At 49.6% G+C, this 19,648-nt stretch carries 19 protein-coding genes; 1 reads left to right on the top strand and 18 read right to left on the bottom strand.

Going from position 1 to position 19,648, the window contains the following annotated elements; translation table 11 throughout:
• Window positions 1–2: 2 nt before the first annotated feature.
• From ACZ50P_RS03660 to ACZ50P_RS03590, 15 genes are all read right to left on the bottom strand, one after another.
• Complete coding sequence (locus ACZ50P_RS03660) at window positions 3–893, bottom strand: substrate-binding domain-containing protein (protein ID WP_464120245.1); 891 nt, start codon at window positions 891–893, stop codon at window positions 3–5.
• Window positions 890–4,084, bottom strand: a complete 3,195-nt coding sequence (carB, locus tag ACZ50P_RS03655) for a carbamoyl-phosphate synthase large subunit (protein ID WP_464133518.1) — start codon at window positions 4,082–4,084, stop codon at window positions 890–892. Before carB ends, ACZ50P_RS03660 begins: the two co-directional genes overlap by 4 nt.
• Before the next feature lie 23 nt (window positions 4,085–4,107).
• Window positions 4,108–4,776, bottom strand: coding sequence for a DUF7986 domain-containing protein (locus tag ACZ50P_RS03650; RefSeq protein ID WP_464120243.1), 669 nt, complete (start codon window positions 4,774–4,776; stop codon window positions 4,108–4,110).
• Entirely contained in the window at window positions 4,773–5,837 is a 1,065-nt protein-coding gene (gene carA, locus ACZ50P_RS03645) for a glutamine-hydrolyzing carbamoyl-phosphate synthase small subunit (protein ID WP_464133516.1), read from the bottom strand. Before carA ends, ACZ50P_RS03650 begins: the two co-directional genes overlap by 4 nt.
• Complete coding sequence (locus ACZ50P_RS03640) at window positions 5,837–6,739, bottom strand: aspartate carbamoyltransferase catalytic subunit (RefSeq protein ID WP_464133513.1); 903 nt, start codon at window positions 6,737–6,739, stop codon at window positions 5,837–5,839. Before ACZ50P_RS03640 ends, carA begins: the two co-directional genes overlap by 1 nt.
• Window positions 6,740–6,774: 35 nt before the next feature.
• Window positions 6,775–7,452, bottom strand: a complete 678-nt coding sequence (lepB, locus tag ACZ50P_RS03635) for a signal peptidase I (protein WP_464133512.1) — start codon at window positions 7,450–7,452, stop codon at window positions 6,775–6,777.
• A gap of 70 nt (window positions 7,453–7,522) precedes the next feature.
• A complete protein-coding gene (gene lepB / locus ACZ50P_RS03630; RefSeq protein WP_464133509.1) occupies window positions 7,523–8,227 on the bottom strand; it encodes a signal peptidase I in 705 nt (234 codons plus the stop codon).
• On the bottom strand, window positions 8,228–9,016 hold the full coding sequence (gene lepB, locus ACZ50P_RS03625) for a signal peptidase I (protein WP_464120238.1): 789 nt from the start codon (window positions 9,014–9,016) through the stop codon (window positions 8,228–8,230). It lies immediately after the preceding gene.
• Between the two features lie 10 nt (window positions 9,017–9,026).
• Complete coding sequence (lepA, locus tag ACZ50P_RS03620) at window positions 9,027–10,826, bottom strand: translation elongation factor 4 (RefSeq protein WP_464120237.1); 1,800 nt, start codon at window positions 10,824–10,826, stop codon at window positions 9,027–9,029.
• A gap of 74 nt (window positions 10,827–10,900) precedes the next feature.
• On the bottom strand, window positions 10,901–12,064 hold the full coding sequence (gene metK / locus ACZ50P_RS03615) for a methionine adenosyltransferase (protein ID WP_464120236.1): 1,164 nt from the start codon (window positions 12,062–12,064) through the stop codon (window positions 10,901–10,903).
• 159 nt (window positions 12,065–12,223) lie between these two features.
• Window positions 12,224–12,829 (bottom strand): hypothetical protein, encoded by a 606-nt coding sequence (locus tag ACZ50P_RS03610; RefSeq protein ID WP_464133507.1) that lies wholly within the window; start codon window positions 12,827–12,829, stop codon window positions 12,224–12,226.
• A gap of 77 nt (window positions 12,830–12,906) precedes the next feature.
• Window positions 12,907–13,257 (bottom strand): ribosome hibernation-promoting factor, HPF/YfiA family, encoded by a 351-nt coding sequence (hpf, locus tag ACZ50P_RS03605; RefSeq protein ID WP_464133505.1) that lies wholly within the window; start codon window positions 13,255–13,257, stop codon window positions 12,907–12,909.
• 93 nt (window positions 13,258–13,350) lie between these two features.
• Complete coding sequence (locus ACZ50P_RS03600; RefSeq protein ID WP_464133504.1) at window positions 13,351–13,830, bottom strand: hypothetical protein; 480 nt, start codon at window positions 13,828–13,830, stop codon at window positions 13,351–13,353.
• Window positions 13,831–13,928: 98 nt separating this feature from the next.
• Window positions 13,929–14,474, bottom strand: a complete 546-nt coding sequence (locus ACZ50P_RS03595; protein ID WP_464135170.1) for a 5'-methylthioadenosine/S-adenosylhomocysteine nucleosidase family protein — start codon at window positions 14,472–14,474, stop codon at window positions 13,929–13,931.
• A 16-nt stretch (window positions 14,475–14,490) separates the two neighbouring features.
• Window positions 14,491–14,988 (bottom strand): adenine phosphoribosyltransferase, encoded by a 498-nt coding sequence (locus ACZ50P_RS03590; RefSeq protein WP_464133502.1) that lies wholly within the window; start codon window positions 14,986–14,988, stop codon window positions 14,491–14,493.
• A 134-nt stretch (window positions 14,989–15,122) separates the two neighbouring features.
• On the opposite strand from ACZ50P_RS03590, the gene ACZ50P_RS03585 reads away from it, so the two are divergent.
• On the top strand, window positions 15,123–16,325 hold the full coding sequence (locus ACZ50P_RS03585) for a hypothetical protein (RefSeq protein ID WP_464133500.1): 1,203 nt from the start codon (window positions 15,123–15,125) through the stop codon (window positions 16,323–16,325).
• A gap of 31 nt (window positions 16,326–16,356) precedes the next feature.
• On the opposite strand, the gene rpoN is transcribed toward ACZ50P_RS03585, so the two are convergent.
• Genes rpoN through lptC form a run of 3 tightly spaced genes read right to left on the bottom strand, consistent with a single transcriptional unit; the run spans window position 16,357 to window position 19,571 of the window.
• On the bottom strand, window positions 16,357–17,793 hold the full coding sequence (gene rpoN, locus ACZ50P_RS03580) for an RNA polymerase factor sigma-54 (protein WP_464120231.1): 1,437 nt from the start codon (window positions 17,791–17,793) through the stop codon (window positions 16,357–16,359).
• A 57-nt stretch (window positions 17,794–17,850) separates the two neighbouring features.
• On the bottom strand, window positions 17,851–18,573 hold the full coding sequence (lptB, locus tag ACZ50P_RS03575; protein WP_464133498.1) for an LPS export ABC transporter ATP-binding protein: 723 nt from the start codon (window positions 18,571–18,573) through the stop codon (window positions 17,851–17,853).
• Window positions 18,570–19,571, bottom strand: coding sequence for an LPS export ABC transporter periplasmic protein LptC (lptC, locus tag ACZ50P_RS03570; protein ID WP_464133495.1), 1,002 nt, complete (start codon window positions 19,569–19,571; stop codon window positions 18,570–18,572). The genes lptB and lptC overlap by 4 nt, the downstream gene beginning before the upstream one ends.
• Between the last annotated feature and the right edge of the window lie 77 nt (window positions 19,572–19,648).

Raw genomic sequence — 19,648 nt, 5'->3', positions numbered from 1 at the left:
GCTTAAGGCTTCAGCTCAATATTCAGAGCCTTCACCATCTCCCTCACAGGATCATACTGTTTAGAAGTGGCTGGCATCAAGTCACGAGAACCCAAAATTTCAGAGTAAGTGTTCTTATTACGGGTTTGCTCCAGAATATCGATCAAAGTGAACATCAAAGTGTGCGTGATTTTCGGATAGGTGTCGTAAAATTCCTGACGAACACAGAAAGGATCATTGGGGATCGGTGCACTCTTCCATAAAATTCGGTATTGGGCCTTTTTATCTGTCCCAAACTTTTCCCAAGCTCCCTCAAGCCCCTTTTCATCATCGCTAAAAACAGCGGCTGCATCCACCTTCTTTGCTTCCAGAAACTGAATGGACGCCTGATGATTTCCAGTGAAAGCTACTTCCTTGAAGTCCTTGTCCTGCAGACCAATTTTGCGCAAAGCCACCTGAGGATACAGGTAACCGGACGAGGACTTGTCATCCACAAAAGCAATACGCTTGCCCTTGAGATCTTTCAACTTTTTGATCCCAGAATTCTTCGGGGTCACAATCACTGAGTAATAGTACGGATGATTCCACACTTTTTTCAGCAAAACCTTGGCTTGGGCCTGTTGTTCCGCAAAAACATAAGTTGAAGAGGAGAAAAACGCAAAATCCACTTTTTTGGTTTTCATCGCCTCAACAAGGCCCGCATAGTTCTTGGAAATATAGATATTCACCGGAATGTTGAGCTTGGCCTGAAGTTCTTTTGCCAGGGCCAACCCCTGCTCGCGCAAATTCTCGGGATTACCACCCGGAATCACCCCCAGAGTGATCGACGGCGGGACTGCTTCCGCAGTGACTTCCGCCGCATGTGCTGTGGAAAGTGAGAGAATTGCCAGCAAACCGAGAATGAGTCGTTTCAAAATGCCTCCATAGCCCCCAGGGCCTCGACTGATGATGACTCATTTCTTTCGTTTTTCAAAGCAAGAACAAAGGCCTCGGCCGCATCACTTTCGGTGATACACGGGATGTTGTAGTCTGTACAAGCTCGACGAATGTCGAAGCTGGCCTCGATTGCACGACGGCCCGAGGTGGTATTGATCACAAACGCCACTTCGCCTGAACGAATCTTGTCCACGCAGTGAGGACGACCTTCATCGACCTTCCGCAAAGACAGACAGTTCACACCTTTTTCATTAAAGAATGACGCCGTTCCCGTCGTGGCCGAAACCCCATAACCCATGCGTTGCAGTTCGCGCGCCAAAGGCAGCATGATTTCCTTGTCCTTGTCGCGCAATGAGAAGAACACCTGCCCGATCTTTGGAAGTCTTATGTTACTTGAAAGGAAGGCCTTTGCCAGTGCTTCGGAATAGTTCTTTCCGCGCCCCATACTTTCCCCTGTGGATTTCATTTCGGGGCCCAGAATCGAATCAGATTCCGGGAACTTTTTAAACGGGAAGACCACACCTTTGACAGAAACTGTCTGAGTGTTTCTCCAGTTTAAGGTATCCAGCTTCAGATCTTTCTTTTTCTTCCCCAGCATCGCGGCAACACCTAGATCAATCAGCGGAATCCCCGTGGCTTTGGCCACAAAAGGAACCGAGCGGGAGCTGCGCGGATTGGCTTCGAGCATGTAAACCACATCGTCTTTCACAGCCAGCTGCAGATTCAAATGCCCGATCACCCCAATACGATGGGCAAGCTGTTTGCTCAGATCCTCAATACGCGCACAGGTTTCATCTTTCAGACGGTGCGGAGGCAAAACCCCCATCGAGTCCCCTGAGTGAACTCCCGCGGCTTCGATGTGCTCCACGACTCCACCGACGACCACCCAGTCCTCGCCCCGAACCAGATCCACATCCACTTCCAACGCACCGGCCAGGAACTGGTCCATCAGGCAGGGCTTGTCTTCCGAGATATAGTCCTTGTGACGTTGGAAGTATGACAGAAGCTCTTCGGTGTTTTCGATAACTTCCATACGGCGTCCACCCAAAACATAACTTGGGCGGCAGATCATCGGATATCCCACTGTTTTTTCAAGTTTCAGGGCTTCTTCCAAAGACCCTGCCATACCGGAATTGGGAATGGCAAAGTTCAATTCGCGGCAGATCTTCGAAAACAGCCCACGGTCTTCCGCAAGATCTATTGTCTCCAACGAAGACCCCAGAAGACGATAGCCGGCCTTCACCAACTCCGGAGCCACCCCGATCGGCGTCTGTCCGCCCAGCTGTGCGACAAAGCCCATCGGCTTGATAAAGCGCATGATTTCACAAAGACTTTCTGCGGTCAGAGGCTCAAAGAACAAAACGTCAGAAGTGTCGTAATCAGTTGAAACCGTTTCTGGGTTGGAGTTCACCATGACGACTTTTTTGCCGTTCTTCTGGAACCCCTTCACCCCGCGCACGCAACTGTAATCAAACTCAATGCCCTGCCCGATACGATTCGGACCGCTGCCAATAATAACCACGGCATCCGGTGCATTCACCGTCGCCGACATCATAGGCCAGTAGGAAGAGTAAAAGTACGGCGTGGAGGATTCAAATTCGCCCGCGCAGGTGTCCACTTGAGAATAGCGCGGAAGGATTCCGTGCTTTTCACGCAAGGCGCGAATATCGGTTTCTTTCTTACCCACCAACGCCGCCAGTCTGGCATCGGTGAATCCTTTCCTTTTGGCCTTCAAAAGCAGTTCCGCGTTGCTGTCCGTAAAATCAGCCTTGAAAGTTCTTTCAAACTTGATCAAAGCTTCGATGTGCTCCAGGAAGTAGGGATTAATGCGGGTTAGCTCTTCGATTTCAGCCACGGTCTTGCCTTCACGGAAGGCTTGGAAAAGATGATAGATCCGCCGACTGTTCGGGTACGAGATCTTACCCGTTTCCAACATCACTTCCGGGATGGCTTGCGGATCTTTTTCCAGACTGGCCAGAGCTTTCATCAGGGATTCCTGCAAAGTTCGGCCGATTCCCATGACCTCGCCCACGCTCTTCATCTGCGTGGTTAAAGTGTCTTTGGAACCCACAAACTTTTCAAAAGCAAAGCGCGGGATTTTCGTGACGACATAATCCAAAGCTGGCTCATAACAAGAAGGTGTCACCTTGGTGATATCATTCTGCAGCTCATCCAAACTGTAGCCGATCGCCAGCAAGGCCGCGATTTTGGCAATGGGGAATCCGGTGGCTTTACTTGCCAAGGCCGAAGATCGGCTGACTCGAGGATTCATTTCAATCACCACGCGCTCGCGAGTTGTGGGATGAACCGCAAACTGAATGTTTGCCCCACCTGTCTGGATTCCGACTTCGTTGATGATCTTGCAAGCCTCATCACGCATGGCCTGATATTCTCGATCGCTCAAAGTCTGCTGAGGCGCCACTGTGATACTGTCACCGGTGTGAACGCCACAAGGGTCGAGATTTTCGATACTGCACACAACCACGAAAGTGCCCTTGTAGTCGCGCATGACTTCAAGTTCATACTCTTTCCACCCCAGGATGCTTTCTTCCACCAAAACTTCGGAAGTGGGGCTTTCATGCAGGGCGGTCACCAGCATTTTTTTGTATTCTTCCGGGGAATAGGCGATTCCCCCCCCGCCGCCGCCCAGAGTGTAGTTTGGGCGAAGAATCATCGGATATCCCAGCTCTTCTGCGATCTGCAGGCCGTGTTCGTAAGTGCGGATCAAATGACTTTTAGGGTACTTTGCACCGATTTTATCCAGCAGACCGCGGAAAATTTCACGATCCTCTCCGGCCTTGATCACTTGCGGAGTCGCACCCAGTAACTGCACTTTATGCTTTTGCAGAATACCCTTGGCATGAAGATCCAAGGCAAGGTTCAGGGCGGTTTGACCTCCTAAAGTGGGGATCACCGCATCAGGCTTTTCTTTTTCGATGATTTTTTCAAGATAGTCCACTTTCAGTGGCTCAACATAAACCCGGGTGGCGATTTCCGGGTCGGTCATGATGGTGGCGGGATTGGAGTTCACCAGGATAACTTCCAATCCTTCCTTCATGAGTGCCTTACAGGCTTGAGTGCCGGAGTAATCAAACTCACAGGCTTGTCCAATAACGATGGGTCCAGATCCGATAATAAGAACTCTCTTAATACTGGACTTGCGCGGCACTCTTTCCTCCTAGGTCACGGCCATCAGATCCCCAATTTCCCCTCATTGGAGTAAATCATTTCGGGTCTGACGTGTTTGTACTGTTCAAATTTATAACGCATCTTAATCAGGCGAAGCATCAGCAGATCCGGATCCAGATCCGGATCTTTGCGGTGACGTTTCACCTCGGCCAGAATGAACTTCTTCGCACTTTCAGGGTGGAAGCAGAAGCCGCGGGTAAAGACATAAGAATCCCCTTGGGGGATCAGGCGGACTTCGAAAAGCTCATCTGGATCAAAACCAAAGACGAAAGGAGAAGCCTTCACTACCAGAGTTTCAGCTCCAAAAAGGCCTTTCTTCCCGTACAGAAGATCTTTGATATAGACGTCCCCGTCTTTGATTTTAACAAACTCAAAAATGGAATGGCGGTGCTGCTTTAGCACTTCCAGTGTTTGCAGTTCTTCTTCAGAGAAACGCAATTCCCGCACCAGCAGGCAGGCCTCCAAAGGGGTCTGACCGAATCCTTTTAGTTCTCTGGTGAAAAAATACCAGTCATAGAACTGAGCCATGCGCGATTCATAGTGCTCGGAGTTTTCATCCAAGGTCCCGGCATTTTCAAAGAACTCTTTTTTGGCCATGGCCAATTCGTCTTTGAAGGCATCGCTGACAAAGTGATTAAGGATTTTTTCGATCAGTTTTTCGTATTCGTTCATATCATCCGCTCTACAAAGTAGCTAAACAGCCCGGAGGCCTCATGCGGCCCCGGACAACTTTCCGGGTGATATTGTATTCCTAAACACTTGCGTTTTTCACTATAAAATCCTGCCACAGTGCCATCATTGAGATTCACGTGAGTCACTTTCACGTCAGGAGGCAATGTAGACTCTTCCACGGCGTATCCATGGTTCTGACTGGTCACATAAATCTGATTAAGCACAGTGTCGCGAATAGGATGATTGCTGCCTCGATGACCAAATTTCAGCTTGTAGGTCTTAGCTCCCAAAGCCAGGCCCAGAATTTGGTGGCCCATGCAGATCCCAAAAATGGGTTTTACACCCAATAGTTCACGGACAGTCCCGATAGCCACTTTCACGTCAGCCGGATCACCGGGGCCATTGGTCAGCATAATTCCATCAGGATTATAGGCCAAAATGTCCTGCACCGACGTGCGGCTGTTGAAAATCTTGAGTTCTGAACAGCGATGTTGAAGCTCTCTTAAGATATTTTCCTTGCTGCCAAAATCCAAAACAGCAATACGAGGCCCCACCATATTATCCCCACGACGCACTTCTGGCTCTTTGCGGGAGGCAAGGTAAACCCAGTCCTTATCCATGGTCTTTTTCTGAGCAATCAAGGCTTGAGCTTTAGCAACAGCTGTCGTTTGATCCTGCGCCTGAATCAGGGCCCCCCAGGGAGTGCCCCCTTGACGAAGACGCAATGCCAGCATTCGCGTGTCAATTTCAGTCAAAAGAGGAATTCCATTTTCTGTCAAACGCTGCTTCCAAGCCCGATCACGCTCGGAATCTTGAACCTCTAGACAGATAAAGCCATCGATCCACAACTGACGCGACTCCCAGACAGCATCCTCGACACCGTAGTTGCCCTGCATCGGCGCGGTCATCACCACAATCTGAGAAAAGTATGAAGGATCCGTCGCAATTTCCTCGTAACCGGAATGAGACGTGTTGAACACCACCTCGCCCGCGCGATCCGTGCCACCCTGCCATTCGCCCGTGTAGACTTCCCCAGTTTCAAGCACCAGATAGCCGCGCATTACTGTACCTCTTTCATTGTCATATGAATCAGACTTTGACGAACCAGAACACCGTTGTGAACCTGATCCAGCACTTTGCAGCGTGGATCCTGCAGAACATCCGCATCCATCTCGGTCCCCTGATTGATCGGCCCAGGATGCATAATCAGGGCTTTTGCCGACAGAGCTTTCAGGTTCTTTTGCGTGAACCCGAACTGCTCGCGATAGTCCGTCAAAGAATACTTATGATCGTGACGTTCCATTTGAACCCGCAAAGCCATCGCCGCTGTCGCCCATTGAAGTCCTTGCGAAAGATCGCTGAAGACCTGACATGGCGGCAGCTGCGGGAGGAATTCTTTCGGGCCACACAAAGCCACTTCATAACCAAGCTTTTCCGCCAACTCGAAGTGAGACGCTGCCACTCGGCTGTGACGAACATCACCGACAATCAGCAGTTTTTGTCCTGCGCAGGACCCCAGATGCTTGCGAATGGTGTAGGCATCCAACAAAGCCTGTGTTGGATGACCTTTCTTACCCCAGCCCGCATTCAGGATCGGAGTGGCGATTTTTTCAGAAAGTGCACGCAAATCCAGATCATCGCCCGTGCGAATCACCAAGAAGGACGGCTGCATCGCCTCGACATTTAAGACGGTATCTTCCAGAGATTCGCCTTTTTCCAGACTGCTGCCAGCCGCGCCGTCCAAGCGCAAAGGATGAATCCCCAGACGTGCGCAGGCCGTTTCAAAGCTCATGCGTGTGCGTGTGCTGGCCTCAAAAAACAAAAGGGCTCCGGTTTTTCCGAAGCCCTCAATAGCAGACGATTTTCCCGCCGCAATTTGATCGGCGAAAGAGAATAGGATATCGATTTTTGTTTTTTCAAGAGAACGAAGATCAATAAGAGAGAAATTTTTCCTAGACGACATCTAGAACCCAAGCCTAGGTTCCAAGGGTAGACTTGTCAATGGACCGTGGAAAAAACTCGGTCCCAACGCACTGAAGGATAACGGTCCCCGCCCCATTTCTGCTGCCAATCCAGCGAAAGCCAAATTAAAGCCACCCGGCCCACCACCTGGGCCATAGGAACCGTGCCCCAATAGCGCGAGTCGTCACTGGCGTCACGATTATCTCCCAGCAAGAACACTTCTCCAGGAGGCACCACCAGGGGACCAAAATCCTTATCATCCGGATTTTTTTGGAAAATCACACGCCACGAGGACGCACCCACTTTTTCAGAGTAAATATCGAAAAGTTCAGGATTGGGATTGTCACCCGCCACAGCTTCCAACTTGTCGTAATTCACGGGCTCCTCATTTAGAACAAGTCGCCCTTTGATAATCTGCACACGATCCCCGGGCAGACCAATCACACGTTTTACGTAAGTCACGGAAGGTTGATTCGGATAGGTGAAGACCACGACATCGCCTCTTTCAGGCAAAGTCAGGGACCATCTTTGACTGGCAAAGGGAATCTGCACCCCATAAGAAATGCGGGACGCAAAAATGAAATCACCGGGTTTGAGCGCGGGCTGCATAGAGCCCGTTGGCACCTTATAGGCTGTTACCAGAAAATGACGCACAAACAGCGCACACAGCACAGCCAAAACTAAAGTTGTCAGATATTCCCGCCAGCGATTCATCCTTAAATCCTAAACGGAACAGGGACGCGCCTTCAAAGGAATTTTACACACAGAAGGTCTTTTTCGGGAATCAATGCAAGGACTGGAAGAGTCTGTTAAATCGGATTTGCGAAGGATCACACACAAATGTCATCGTCGGCAAGGTGCTGTGACAAGAAAGCCAGATCACTGACGCCCGCCCCACCAGATAATCGTTCTTCACGAATCCCCAAGCACGCGAGTCCGCAGATTGATCGCGGTTGTCACCCATAAAAAAGTATTCCCCCTCGGGAATCTTATAAACTTGCACGTCTCCAGAATCCTCAGGGGAAAGAAAACGAACCGTGTAAGATCGCTCACCATTATTCTCTGTGAAATATTGAAAGCCCGCCTCAAATCCACGGTCCGACATGGGCGTCATCGTAAACGGATTGCCATTGACCGCCACGCGGCCGGCTTTGATCTCCACTCGATCCCCAGGAAGACCGACCAGACGCTTGATGTAGTAGACATCCGGATTTTCAGGATATTTAAAGACCACAATATCGCCACGCGAAGGTGTCGACCACTGCACCAACCAGCGGTCACTGAAGGGAATATGCAAGCCAAAGGCGAATTTTTTTACAAGGATATGGTCGTGAATCAAAAGATTCGGAATCATGCTGCCAGAGGGAATGACAAAGGGCTCAAACAAAGCCCAGCGCACACCCATCACCAGTAAAATTGGAAAAAGGAACGTTAGAATCGCCTGATTCCAAGTTCCTTTTAAATTAGGTGTGCTTTTTTCTTCAGACATCTAGTTAACAGAGTGGAAGAAGCGGCCCCAGCGGATTGTCAGAGGGTTGCACAGGAATGGAAGATTCGGAACCGTCTCTTCACAGCTCAACCATACAAACATCGCACGGCCCAGGATGTTTTGTTTGGGCAGGAAGCCCCAGCCACGGCTGTCGTGAGAATTCATACGGTTGTCACCCATGACAAACAGATGATCATCCGGAACTGTCACTGGGCCAAAAGTCTCATAGACATCACCCTTGCGAAGAAGGATGGCGTGTTCTTTACCCTCTTTGGCGCCTTTACCTGCCGGCAAAGCTTCTGTGAATTCCACATAGTTTTCTTTGTTGTCGTTGATGTTGCCATCACGCTGGAAGTCCGCATCGCGCAGCCATGCAAAGTCATCCATGTTGGCCGGAACCTTTTTTTCAACCGGTTTGTCGTTGATATAAAGAGTTCCGTTTTCGTAATAAACCTTGTCGCCCGGCTCACCCACGATACGTTTGATGAAGAATGTGCTCATGTCCTTCGGGAACTTGAACACGATCACTTCGCCACGTTCTGGTTCGTTGAACTTCACCAACCATTTTTCACTGAACGGAACACGCAGACCATAGGTCAGCTTGTTCACAAAGATATGATCGTGAATCAGCAAGGACGGCAGCATGGAACCCGACGGAATCACATAAGCTTCAATAAAGCCCCAGCGAATGAACAAAGCGATAAAGACCGCCAGGAACAAAGAGCCCCAACCTTCGGTCCAAAAGTGCTTCGTTTTGAAGTCCCAGCTTTTAGGTTTGTTGTCACTCATGATGATTCTCCTAGTCTTCCACTTTCAAGATGGCCAAGAAGGCTTCCTGAGGGACTTCCACATGGCCGATGGCCTTCATGCGTTTTTTACCCTCTTTCTGCTTTTCCAGAAGCTTACGCTTACGGGAAATATCACCACCATAACACTTCGCGGTCACGTCTTTTCTGATCGCGCCCAGTGTTTCACGAGCAATGATCTTGGCACCAATCGCAGCCTGAATCGCGATCTGATACTGCTGACGAGGAATCAATTCTTTCATCTTTTCCGCCAGCAAACGGCCGCGATTTTGAGCCTTGGATCTGTGAACGATCAAGGACAACGCATCGATCGGTTCGCCATTGATCAAAATGTCCAGCTTCACCAGGTCGGATTCTTCAAAGCCGATGAATTCGTATTCCAAAGAGGCATACCCTTTGGAGATCGACTTCAAGCGGTCGTAGAAATCCATGACCATCTCATTCATTGGCAGTTTGTACTCAATGATGACCTTTTTCTCTGTCACATATTCCATCTTCAACTGAATACCGCGCTTGTCTTCACACAGTTTCAGAATGCCACCGATGTAGTCCGTTGGCGTATGCAGAGTCACCTTCACATATGGTTCTTCAAACTTGGCAATCAACGTTTCATTTGGCATTCCGGAAGGATTTTCCAGCATCATCTCCGTACCATCATTTTTGGTGATACGATAAACAACCGTTGGTGCCGTGGTGATCAGATCCAGATTGAATTCACGCTCCAGACGTTCCTGGACGATTTCCATGTGCAAAAGACCCAGGAAACCGCAACGGTATCCAAAGCCCAAAGCGGCGGATTTTTCCACTTCAAACGTCAAGGAAGAGTCATTCAGACAAAGTTTGTCCAAAGCATCTTTCAAGTTTTCGTATTCCGACGCCACGACCGGGAAGATCCCGGCAAAGACCATCGGTTTGATTCTTTGGAAACCTGCCAGAGGCTCGGATGCCGGATGTTTTGCTGCCGTAACAGTGTCACCCACCTGGACGTCACGGATATCTTTGATACCGCAAACCAGGAAGCCCACTTCGCCGGCCTCAAGAACCTCTTGCATCGCTGGGAATGGTTTGTACTTACCCATGCGCAGGACTTCATAGTCACGATCCGTGGCCATGAATTTAATCTTGTCGCCTTTTTTAATCACGCCATCAACCATACGAACCAGGACAACAACGCCCTGATAAGCATCGAACCAAGAGTCGAAAATCAACGCTCGCGGAGTCAAAGAGCGATCCGCTTTTGGCGGCGGAACTTTTTGAACGATGGCTTCCAGAATATCCGTGATGCCGATTTTTTCTTTGGCAGAGGCATGGATAATATCAGTGCAGTCCAAACCCACGGTGTCTTCAATCTGCTTCGCAACCCCTTCAGGGTCCGCAGAGGGAAGGTCAATTTTGTTCAAAACAGGAATGATCTCCAGATTGTTTTCCATGGCCAGGTATACGTTGGCCAGCGTCTGAGCTTCGACACCTTGAGCGGCATCAACAACCAGAATCGCACCTTCGCAGGCCGCCAATGAACGGGACACTTCGTAAGAGAAGTCCACGTGCCCCGGCGTATCGATCAAATTGATCTGATACATGTTTCCGTCTTTGGATTTGAAATCCAAACAGACCGTTTGAGCTTTGATAGTGATACCACGCTCGCGCTCAAGTTCCATGTTGTCCAGGAACTGATCCTTTTTCTCACGATCCGACAAAGAGCCGGTGGCAGAAAGAAGACCGTCAGCCAAAGTAGATTTGCCGTGGTCGATGTGAGCGATAATAGAGAAGTTACGTATAAATTTAGGATCCATAGGGCGGTATTATAAATAAGAAGCGCCGAGTTGCTAGGAACAACTCGGCGCAATGATTAAGGTTTTAAAGATTTTTAAGCCAGTGTTTTAACGGCATCTTTCAGTTGGTCGACCTTATTCAGGCGCTCCCAAGTGAAGGAATCTTCGTTTCGGCCAAAGTGACCGTAAGCCGCTGTGGGGCTGTAAATGGGTCTTAGAAGGTCCAACTCCTTTGTAATGCGAGCTGGGCGCAAATCGAAGACCTGACGAACCGCTTTTTCCAGAACTTCTGGACCCACTTTGCTGGTTCCGTAGTCGTTTACAGTGATGCTCACTGGTTCTGCCACACCGATAGCGTACGCAACCTGAACCAAGCAGCGCTCGGCCAAACCCGCACCTACGATGTTCTTAGCGATATGACGTGATGCGTAAGCTGCGGAACGATCCACTTTGGATGGATCTTTACCAGAGAACGCGCCACCGCCGTGCGCTCCGTGGCCACCGTAAGTGTCCACGATGATCTTACGACCTGTCAGACCCGCATCACCCATTGGACCGCCCGTTACGAAACGGCCTGTTGGATTGATGAAGAATTTGGTTTTGGAATCGATCCACTGAGAAGGGATGGATTTTTTGATCAGTTCTTCTGTGATGAATTCCTTGATCGTCGCATTGGAAACGCTGTCAGCATGCTGAGTGGAAATCACCACCGCATCAATGCGTTTTGCAATGCCGTTTTCGTACTGAACTGTCACTTGGGATTTTGCATCCGGGCGCAACCAGTCAACCTTGTTAGCCTTACGAAGGGCAGCAAGGTCCTTCACCAACTGGTGAGACATCGCGATGCTTAAAGGCATCAGTTCCGGAGTTTCATTCACAGCGTAACCGAACATCAAGCCCTGGTCGCCGGCACCCTGATCGTCAGAAAGAGTTTCTTTTACACCCACAGCGATATCCGGGGACTGCTGACCAACTGCGATCATCACACCGCAAGTTTTGTAGTCGAAGCCTTTGTCAGAGTGATCGTAGCCAATGCGTTTGACAACATCACGAGCCACTTCAGAGAAGTTCACTTTTGCAGACGTCGTGATTTCACCAGCAACAACAACCAAACCCGTTGTCAGCATTGTTTCACAGGCAACACGTCCCTTTGGGTCTTGAGCCAAAATGGCATCAAGAATACCGTCAGAGATTTGATCCGCCATTTTATCCGGATGGCCTTCAGACACAGATTCACTTGTAAACAGATAGTTTTTCACAGCTTTCGTTCCTCATTAGGGGAAGGTTGTTAATGAGCTCGGCCTCGTCAAAAAGGCCATCCTAAAATCAGTCTGCCCTCTTTCAAGCCCCCTCTGGGAGCGGAAATAAAAGCGGACTTTTTTAGCGAACGGCCAACCTAACAAAACGAGTCGGAGGGGTCAAGAGTCCTTGGGTTTGTGGTGGTAAAAATAGGCCAACTCAAGGAAAAAGACTGTAAAGCCTCCCACCAGGCCGATCAGCCCCATTCCAATCATGAACTGAGCAAGTGTTTTCCCCAGGGCGCTGATGGACGGTTCGGGAACCCAGCCCTGATTTTGCAATAAGAACATAAGGATGTAAGCAGCAACACTAATAAAGGTCCAAGCAACGGCATGAGTCCGATTCGTCAGCAGCCCGACAATCAAAGGCAACACCGCAAACCATAAAAGCGTGGGCGAGAAGAAGCCGCCGGTATAGAAAGAAAAGGAAAACTGAAACACCATTCCGGCCAGTACCATATTATAGGCTGCAGCCACCATCGAACGGCTGATTCGATAAACCAAAGGTGACAAGGCATGAATGATGGAGCAAGTGAAGCCAATGCGGGCCAAAACCGGCTGTTCCACAAAAAACAAGGAAATCAGACTATAGGTCCACATCAGCAGACCCGTGAGAACCGTGATCAGAACAAGCAGACGACCCTTGTAATGACGAACCAGATTATCCTCTTTGACATCCAAAGAGAACAGACTAGCGCCCCAATGCAAACGATCTTCGTGTTCCAAACAACGTTCCAAACGAAAAAGAGGTGGATAAGCCCACCTCTTCATTATAGTTCGGCACTATAAAAATTGCACGAAAATCAGGCCGCCTTTTTCCAGCGGGCAAAAGTCTCATAACGGGTCTCTTTTGTGCTTTCCGGTTTCTTATGGTCTTTGTATTGTTTGTTCACCTTCAGGAACTGCTTTTCAAGCTTTTCCGCCGCGGAATCGACAACACTGTACGCATCCGGTCCGTAGGCCGTCGCCTTGAAATACTTCTCTCGGGTGTTCACGGAAATCTCAACGCAGAATTCATTCTTCTGCTTACTGAAATACACGTTGCCGTAGCCCTCTTTAAGCAGGAAGCGCCCGATCTCAGACATTTTTTCTTCTGTGTGTTTCACCAGGGAATCGGAGTGATCGAGATGCTTAAAGGTATAGTTGAGTTTCATGTTTTCTCCTTCTTGGCCCCTTTCAAGGCCTTGGTTTCGTACCTGGACTTCTTATCGGTCCAGCCGGACTAAAGATGAGCCCTATTTTGAGACTCATTTGGTTTTTCTTTGGGTTAATAAACAGGCCTTAAAAATTTCAACGTCCTGCTGATTTTTTAGATATTTCGCCACAGGAGCCATGGATGCATAAGCCTCCTGACATTGGCCGCGACTGAATTCAAGCTTGGCATCAAAATAAGAATCCCTCAAAGCTGCGGGCAAACGGTCGACCGAGCGAGGCTCCACCTCCCCGGCTTCGATTTTTCTTTTATATTCACGCAAAGCCTCTTCGGACTTGCGGCGCAGTTCCCGGATATCAGCATAGCGAGGAACATGTGGTGGAATTCTTTTGGATGCTTCCAGTGCTCCTTCATAGTTTCCGGCCTGGAAATAGGTCTCCGCACGCTCTATTCGCGTGGCAATTTCATTCGGATCAATCTTTTTATTTGAAGAGCCAAAAGGATTGGCAAGGATTCCCAAGGACAGGCCCGAAAGGGCGACCGCATACATGGCGAATTGTGCTGGCTTAATCATAGGGAACTTATCGGAAACCCCCGACTAAAGATGAGGAATTTCCATGTTCCAATTCGAGATTTGGGCGAAGAAAAAAGCGCGCTTCGCCCCGGGAATGTCTACAGATTCACCATTTTTTTATAATACTCCAGAAGCTTTTTGGCCCCGTGAAGTAAATTGGCTTCCCAATCATTGTGCGCATTATGATCCGCACCATCGGTGATATATTTTAAAGAAATCAACTGCACATTCATTTTGCGACAGACTTTGGCCAGCGCATAACCTTCCATGTCCACCAGATCACAGGCCACTTTGGGTGTGCCGGTTTCAAAGGCGTCACCCGTTCCACAAATGCCTGAGCTTAGTTCAGGGAAATACGGAATCAAATCAATCGCTCCGGGCAAGGGATCAAAAGGAGTTTCCCCCACTTTGAAACCCAACGGGGAAATATCCATATCCCGCTGCACGAAGCTGGACACCTCGACAAGATCATGGGTTTTAAAGCGCGAACTGCCCGCCGTGCCCAGATTGATCATCACTTTGCACTTGGTTTTGTGAATGGTATCCAAGGCGGCATAGGTGGCGTTCACCTTGCCGATACCAGAGTATATAACAGGAATATTTTCTTTTTCAAAAAGCCCCTGCGACTCTCCGGGAAGAGCCATGATCAGAGCCACGTCATTAATATTGAACAAGGGAATAGACCTCTTCGTTTTTAAACTTCATTTTATTCAGGAATGTCAGATTCACCAGAACCGCGACGGACTCCACCTTGTAGCCCGCAAGAACGCTTAAATCAATAGCCGCCTGCAGAGTCCCGCCCGTGGCCAACACGTCGTCGATGATCATGATATTGCCCTGACCCAAAGGCAGCTCAATTTCCGCCGTGCCGTATTCCAAGGCGTATGAAACTTTTTTGGTGGGTGGAGGAAGCTTCCCTGCTTTGCGAATGGGAAGAAAACCTTTTTGGTGTGTCGCTGCCATATGAGAGGCCAGAATGAACCCCCGGGACTCGATGCCCGCAAAATAGTCCACCTGACTCAAATCCACATTCTTCACAAGCTGCCTCGAAACAAACGCCATGGCATCTGGGTTCTGCAAAAGTGGTGACATATCACGAAACAAAATTCCCTCTTTAGGAAAATTTGGCACGTCGCGAATCAAACTCTTTAGATCCATAAAGCCTCTCCCCGAGAATCCTTATCTTATTTACAACACTGCTCCGAGTAAAGAGGCCTTGGTCTTGATGGACCTAATTATTCGTACTAGCCTCATTTTTGATGAAAAAATCTCTCATCTTAATACTGTTTGCTATGCACTCACTTTTAAGTGCCTGCTCGAGCAAACAGATTATCCGCGACTCCGAATACACCCTCTCTGAGGCGGCGTTCCGCTCCGGCGACATCAATCAGGCGCTGGACCGCTTTCCCCAAAAAGAGCAACATGGATTCGTCACTTCAATTGAAAAAGCCTGGCTGGGGCTTTGGAACGGCGAATCTGAAAACTCTGACCTGCTAAAGCAGGCGAAAACTCTTGATGAGCGCAACTTCACCAGTGTCAGCCGCGAGGCCCAGTACTTCTTCTACAGCGAATCGGAAGATGGTTATATTCCAGCAGAGCATGAGGTCATCATCATGCACCTGCTAAGTTCCATGTACTTCCTGCGCAGTGAAAAATGGACTGAAGCGCGCGTCGAAGCTCAACGCGCCACCTTCTTCCTGCAGAACTATGTCAAAGACGGACAGTCGCACTTTGACGACCCCGCTTTACGGCTGTGGCTGGCTGGAATCTGGGCGGCTTTGGGAGAATGGAGTGAAGCCCAGGTGGATTTACGCAAGGCCTATGAGCTGAGTAAAAACAAAAATCTTCTGCCATTGCTGGAGCAAACCAAAGCACCCGAAAAATTTTCTGTGATCTTCGAGGGCGGAGGTCCCGAGATCATCTGGCATGAAGGTGTTTTACAGCCGGAGTTCTTGGAAAAAAGTGCGCCACCTTTAACGGCGGTGCACTTCACTACTCTTCCCTGGTTTTTACGTCACCAGGAAAGGAACTCGCAGATTCGCAACATCGTCATGAAGTCAAACTACATGACTCAGTACTATGGACTGAACACCAGCGTGGGTGCTGAAAAGACCCTCGGCTTTGCCGCCTCAAACACCCTTCGAGCAGCGGGACTCCTGATTGGCTCGGCGATTATCGGCGGGGGCCTTTATGCTCTGGCCAGTACCGGATCCTCGGGAGCCGGCGAGGTCGCGGGTTATATTATTGGTGCGGGGTATTTAGCAGGTTCCGAGATTTGGAAAAAAGGAGATCAGGTGGCGCGCAGCTTTGATGAATCCGCCGCCGAAAGCAAGAAATCGGGCCTGGAGAATCTGCGCATCTATCGATTTGTGCGTTTTATGCCCAGTTGGATTTCGGTCTCAATCAAGCCTGAATCGATTATTCCTCCTGCGAAGGGCTTGAACTTAAAAAGTCCCAAATCCCCCACATCGGTTGTGTTCCTGCAAAGATTTTAATAGAAAAAAGCCCTCTCGAAGAGGGCTTTTTTTAGAAGTATTTCTTACGTTGCGAAGATGGCAAGATCTTCAGCATATCGCGGTATTTCGCCACGGTACGACGGGCAATCTGGATACCTTCGACCTTCAAAAGATCCACGATTTTCTGGTCGGACAATGGGTTCTTCGGATCTTCTTTGGAAACCAGATCCTTGATCTTGATCTTCACGGACTCGGAAGCCAGAGAATCCCCGTCAGAAGAACTGATACCAGAGTTGAAGAAGTATTTTAGCTCATAAATACCCTGAGGCGTGTGCACGTACTTGGCCGTCGTTACACGGCTGACCGTGGATTCGTGCATGCCGATGTCATTGGCGATATCACGCAAAACCATCGGCTTTAAGTGCTCAGAGCCTTTTTCAAAGAAGTCGCGCTGATGCTTCACGATGGATTCTGTCACCTTGTAGATCGTGCGCTGTCTTTGGTGGATGGACTTGATCAACCAAACGGCAGAACGAAGTTTCTCCTGGATATAATCCTGGGTCTTGTCGCCGGTGGTTTTGCCGCCTTTAAGCATGTTTTTGTAGAAGTTGGAGATTTTCAAACGCGGCAGACCGTCTTCATTCAAAGACACCACATAGTCATCACCGACTTTATAAACGTAAACATCCGGAGTCACATAGTGCGTGTCGCTGCTGACAAACGCGCGACCTGGCTTGGGATCCATGGCGTAGATGATTTTGCAGATTTCCACAATGTCTTCCACGTCACGGTTCAAGGCCTTGGCAATAGCCTCGTAGTTTTTCTTTTCCAGATCCTTCACGTGATTTTTGATCAGAGTGACCAGATCGTGGGTGTCTTCTTCCATGTGTTTGGCCTGGATCAGAAGACATTCCTGCAGATCACGAGCCCCCACACCCGGGGGATCAAATTCGTGAATCAGGGTCAGAGTGTCTTCCAGAAGCGCCAGATCCACTTTTTCCTCTTCCGCAATTTGCTCCAGAGGAACTTTGATATAACCGTCGTCATCGATGGCGCCGATCAGGGCGTCTGCGGCTCTTTCCTCTTCTTCAGAGAAGCCGTTCATTTTCACTTGCCAGTAAAGGTGATCATGCAGGGTTTGAGACGCCGTGATGACGTTCTCATAGTTCATGATTTCTTCAGAACCTGCCATACCGGATTGAGGCGGTTTTTGGTTGGCTTCGATGTAGGATTCCCACTCGAATTCATCCTGCTTTTGCGGGTCCTGAATATTCTGCTGGTCCGGAGCTTCTGAGTGCTCCACTTCGTTGGCAGCCTCCTTGGTGCGCTGAAGGTCTTCTTCTTTCAGTGCGGATTCTGCCTCCTCAAGAATAGGATTTTCCTCCAGCTCCGAGCGAACAGCCGATTCCAACTCCATACGCGACATCTGCAAAAGCTTGATCGCCTGTTGCAGCTGCGGAGTGATTACCAGAGACTGGCTCAGGTTCATCGTCTGTCGAAGAGCCATTAAAATTTCCCTTTCCTGTGAAACTGCTATAGCTGGAGGCGACTGCCTTTATCAGCTTTACAGCTTAAAGTTTTCGCCGAGATAGAACTTACGCGCCAATTCGGAATTTGCAATTTCGTCTGAACTTCCGCTGACCTGGATCTTCCCGTCCTTCAGTATATAAGCATAATCACAAATGCCCAAAGTCTCACGCACGTTGTGATCAGTAATTAGAACTCCTATACCTTTGGCCTTAAGTTCGCGGATGATATTTTGAATATCGGCGACCGCGATCGGGTCAATCCCGGCAAAGGGTTCATCCAATAGAATGAACTTCGGAGAGCCTGCCAAAGCCCGGGCAATCTCCACACGGCGGCGCTCCCCTCCGGAAAGGGCATAACCATAACTGTCACGGATATGACCCACGTGGAAGTCCCCGATCAACTGCTCCAGGCGCTCTGAGCGCTGCGCTCCTGAATAGCCATGGGCCTCCAAAGCCACCGTGATATTCTCCGCCACCGTCAGCTTGCGGAAGATGCTGGGCTCCTGAGCCAGATAGCTCAAGCCCACGCGGGCTCTTTTATACATTGGTTCCTGCGTGATGTTTACTTCATCCAGATTGATCGAGCCGGAATCAGGCTGGACCAAACCCACCACCATGTAAAAGGAGGTGGTTTTCCCCGCCCCGTTGGGCCCCAGCAGACCGACCACCTGGCCGGATTCCACAGAGAAAGAGGCGCCATCAACGACCTTGCGCTTTTTGAAAGATTTAGAAATGTCTTTGATGGTGAGCATGCTCATTGGTCTTTATTCTCCACCTTGGCCCGTACTCTTTCTACCTTAACCTTTTTTCCGCCATCGAGAAAGATGATTTCCTCGCCGGTCAGTTCATCATTATTCTGAATCACTTTTGGACGGCCTTTGAAGGTGTATTTATTGGCCAGCAGGTCCAGATCCACATTTTCCGCGGTCGCAAACTTATCCATGTCACTGACCCGAACACCGCCCTTAATGGCCACGGAACTCAGGACGTCCGCACCTTTGCCATACAGGAAGGAGGCCTCAGGCCCCTCCAGCTTCATGTTATCGTAGCTCATGCGAACGGCCCCCAGAAACCGGGCCTCACGGCTTTTACCGCTGAACTCAGCTCCATCGGCGACGATGTCGAAGGATTTGCCATCCTTCATCGGCTTCTGCGCCGTCACTCGCTTTTCGATCAGCATCTTGGATTGATCTACCAGCACCTTCATGCTGGCCCCTTTAAGGAACAAGGCCGCACCTGAGGAATCCCGGGGGCCTTCCATCAGCACTTGCTCTGGACTTTCAATGCGGCGGGTTTTCGAGGAGTAAAAGATCGAAGGCGTCTTGAAAACATAGCCATTCTCGGACTTGGTCACTACATTCCCGATGACACTCAAGTCCTTGGATTTGGAATCAATGGCACCCTCATCCCCGGTCACGGTGAATTCCACTTTTTCCATATTATAGAAAAGCACCCGAACCTGCTTCAGTTTCCAGGTGCCTTCCCCCTGATTGCCCTCGGCGGAAACGGCATACAATTCCCAGTCACGGGTGCCGGACTGGCTTTCCACCAAGTGCACCCCACCCATACGCTGCTCTGCCAAGCTGGAGGGGGGTGGCACCCCTTTATTCTTCTTCGCCTCTTCATTTTGACGTTCCACGCGGGCGCGCACTTCTGCCTCGTCCTCATGCTCGAGTCGGGCTGGGAAAATAATAAGAATCTCGACAAACAAAGCGAGAAGCAGAACCAGAAAAATAATATTCTTATATTTACCCATAGATGAAGGAAAGCTTAAACCATCCCGCAGGATCGGTCAAAAAGGATCGCCTAGCCGGGCTGCATAGAGCGCAAAAG

The organism is Bdellovibrio sp. CKG001 (assembly GCF_055397465.1).
The sequence above is the reverse complement of the archived record's forward strand: the minus strand, read 5'-3'. Positions and strand labels throughout refer to the sequence as shown.

What these genes read in the sequence shown, in the direction of transcription:
- carA (WP_464133516.1), bottom strand. Translation starts at nt 5,837, where the DNA reads ATGCGCGGCTATCTGGTGCTTGAAACTGGGGAAGTCTACACGGGCGAA.
- hpf (WP_464133505.1), bottom strand. Translation starts at nt 13,257, where the DNA reads ATGAAACTCAACTATACCTTTAAGCATCTCGATCACTCCGATTCCCTG.
- ACZ50P_RS03595 (WP_464135170.1), bottom strand. Translation starts at nt 14,474, where the DNA reads ATGGCTCTTCCCGGAGAGTCGCAGGGGCTTTTTGAAAAAGAAAATATT.
- lepA (WP_464120237.1), bottom strand. Translation starts at nt 10,826, where the DNA reads ATGGATCCTAAATTTATACGTAACTTCTCTATTATCGCTCACATCGAC.
- lepB (WP_464133512.1), bottom strand. Translation starts at nt 7,452, where the DNA reads ATGAATCGCTGGCGGGAATATCTGACAACTTTAGTTTTGGCTGTGCTG.
- ACZ50P_RS03640 (WP_464133513.1), bottom strand. Translation starts at nt 6,739, where the DNA reads ATGTCGTCTAGGAAAAATTTCTCTCTTATTGATCTTCGTTCTCTTGAA.
- lptC (WP_464133495.1), bottom strand. Translation starts at nt 19,571, where the DNA reads ATGGGTAAATATAAGAATATTATTTTTCTGGTTCTGCTTCTCGCTTTG.
- ACZ50P_RS03585 (WP_464133500.1), top strand. Translation starts at nt 15,123, where the DNA reads ATGCACTCACTTTTAAGTGCCTGCTCGAGCAAACAGATTATCCGCGAC.
- lepB (WP_464120238.1), bottom strand. Translation starts at nt 9,016, where the DNA reads ATGAGTGACAACAAACCTAAAAGCTGGGACTTCAAAACGAAGCACTTT.
- ACZ50P_RS03600 (WP_464133504.1), bottom strand. Translation starts at nt 13,830, where the DNA reads ATGATTAAGCCAGCACAATTCGCCATGTATGCGGTCGCCCTTTCGGGC.
- lptB (WP_464133498.1), bottom strand. Translation starts at nt 18,573, where the DNA reads ATGAGCATGCTCACCATCAAAGACATTTCTAAATCTTTCAAAAAGCGC.
- lepB (WP_464133509.1), bottom strand. Translation starts at nt 8,227, where the DNA reads ATGTCTGAAGAAAAAAGCACACCTAATTTAAAAGGAACTTGGAATCAG.
- ACZ50P_RS03590 (WP_464133502.1), bottom strand. Translation starts at nt 14,988, where the DNA reads ATGGATCTAAAGAGTTTGATTCGCGACGTGCCAAATTTTCCTAAAGAG.
- rpoN (WP_464120231.1), bottom strand. Translation starts at nt 17,793, where the DNA reads ATGGCTCTTCGACAGACGATGAACCTGAGCCAGTCTCTGGTAATCACT.
- ACZ50P_RS03650 (WP_464120243.1), bottom strand. Translation starts at nt 4,776, where the DNA reads ATGAACGAATACGAAAAACTGATCGAAAAAATCCTTAATCACTTTGTC.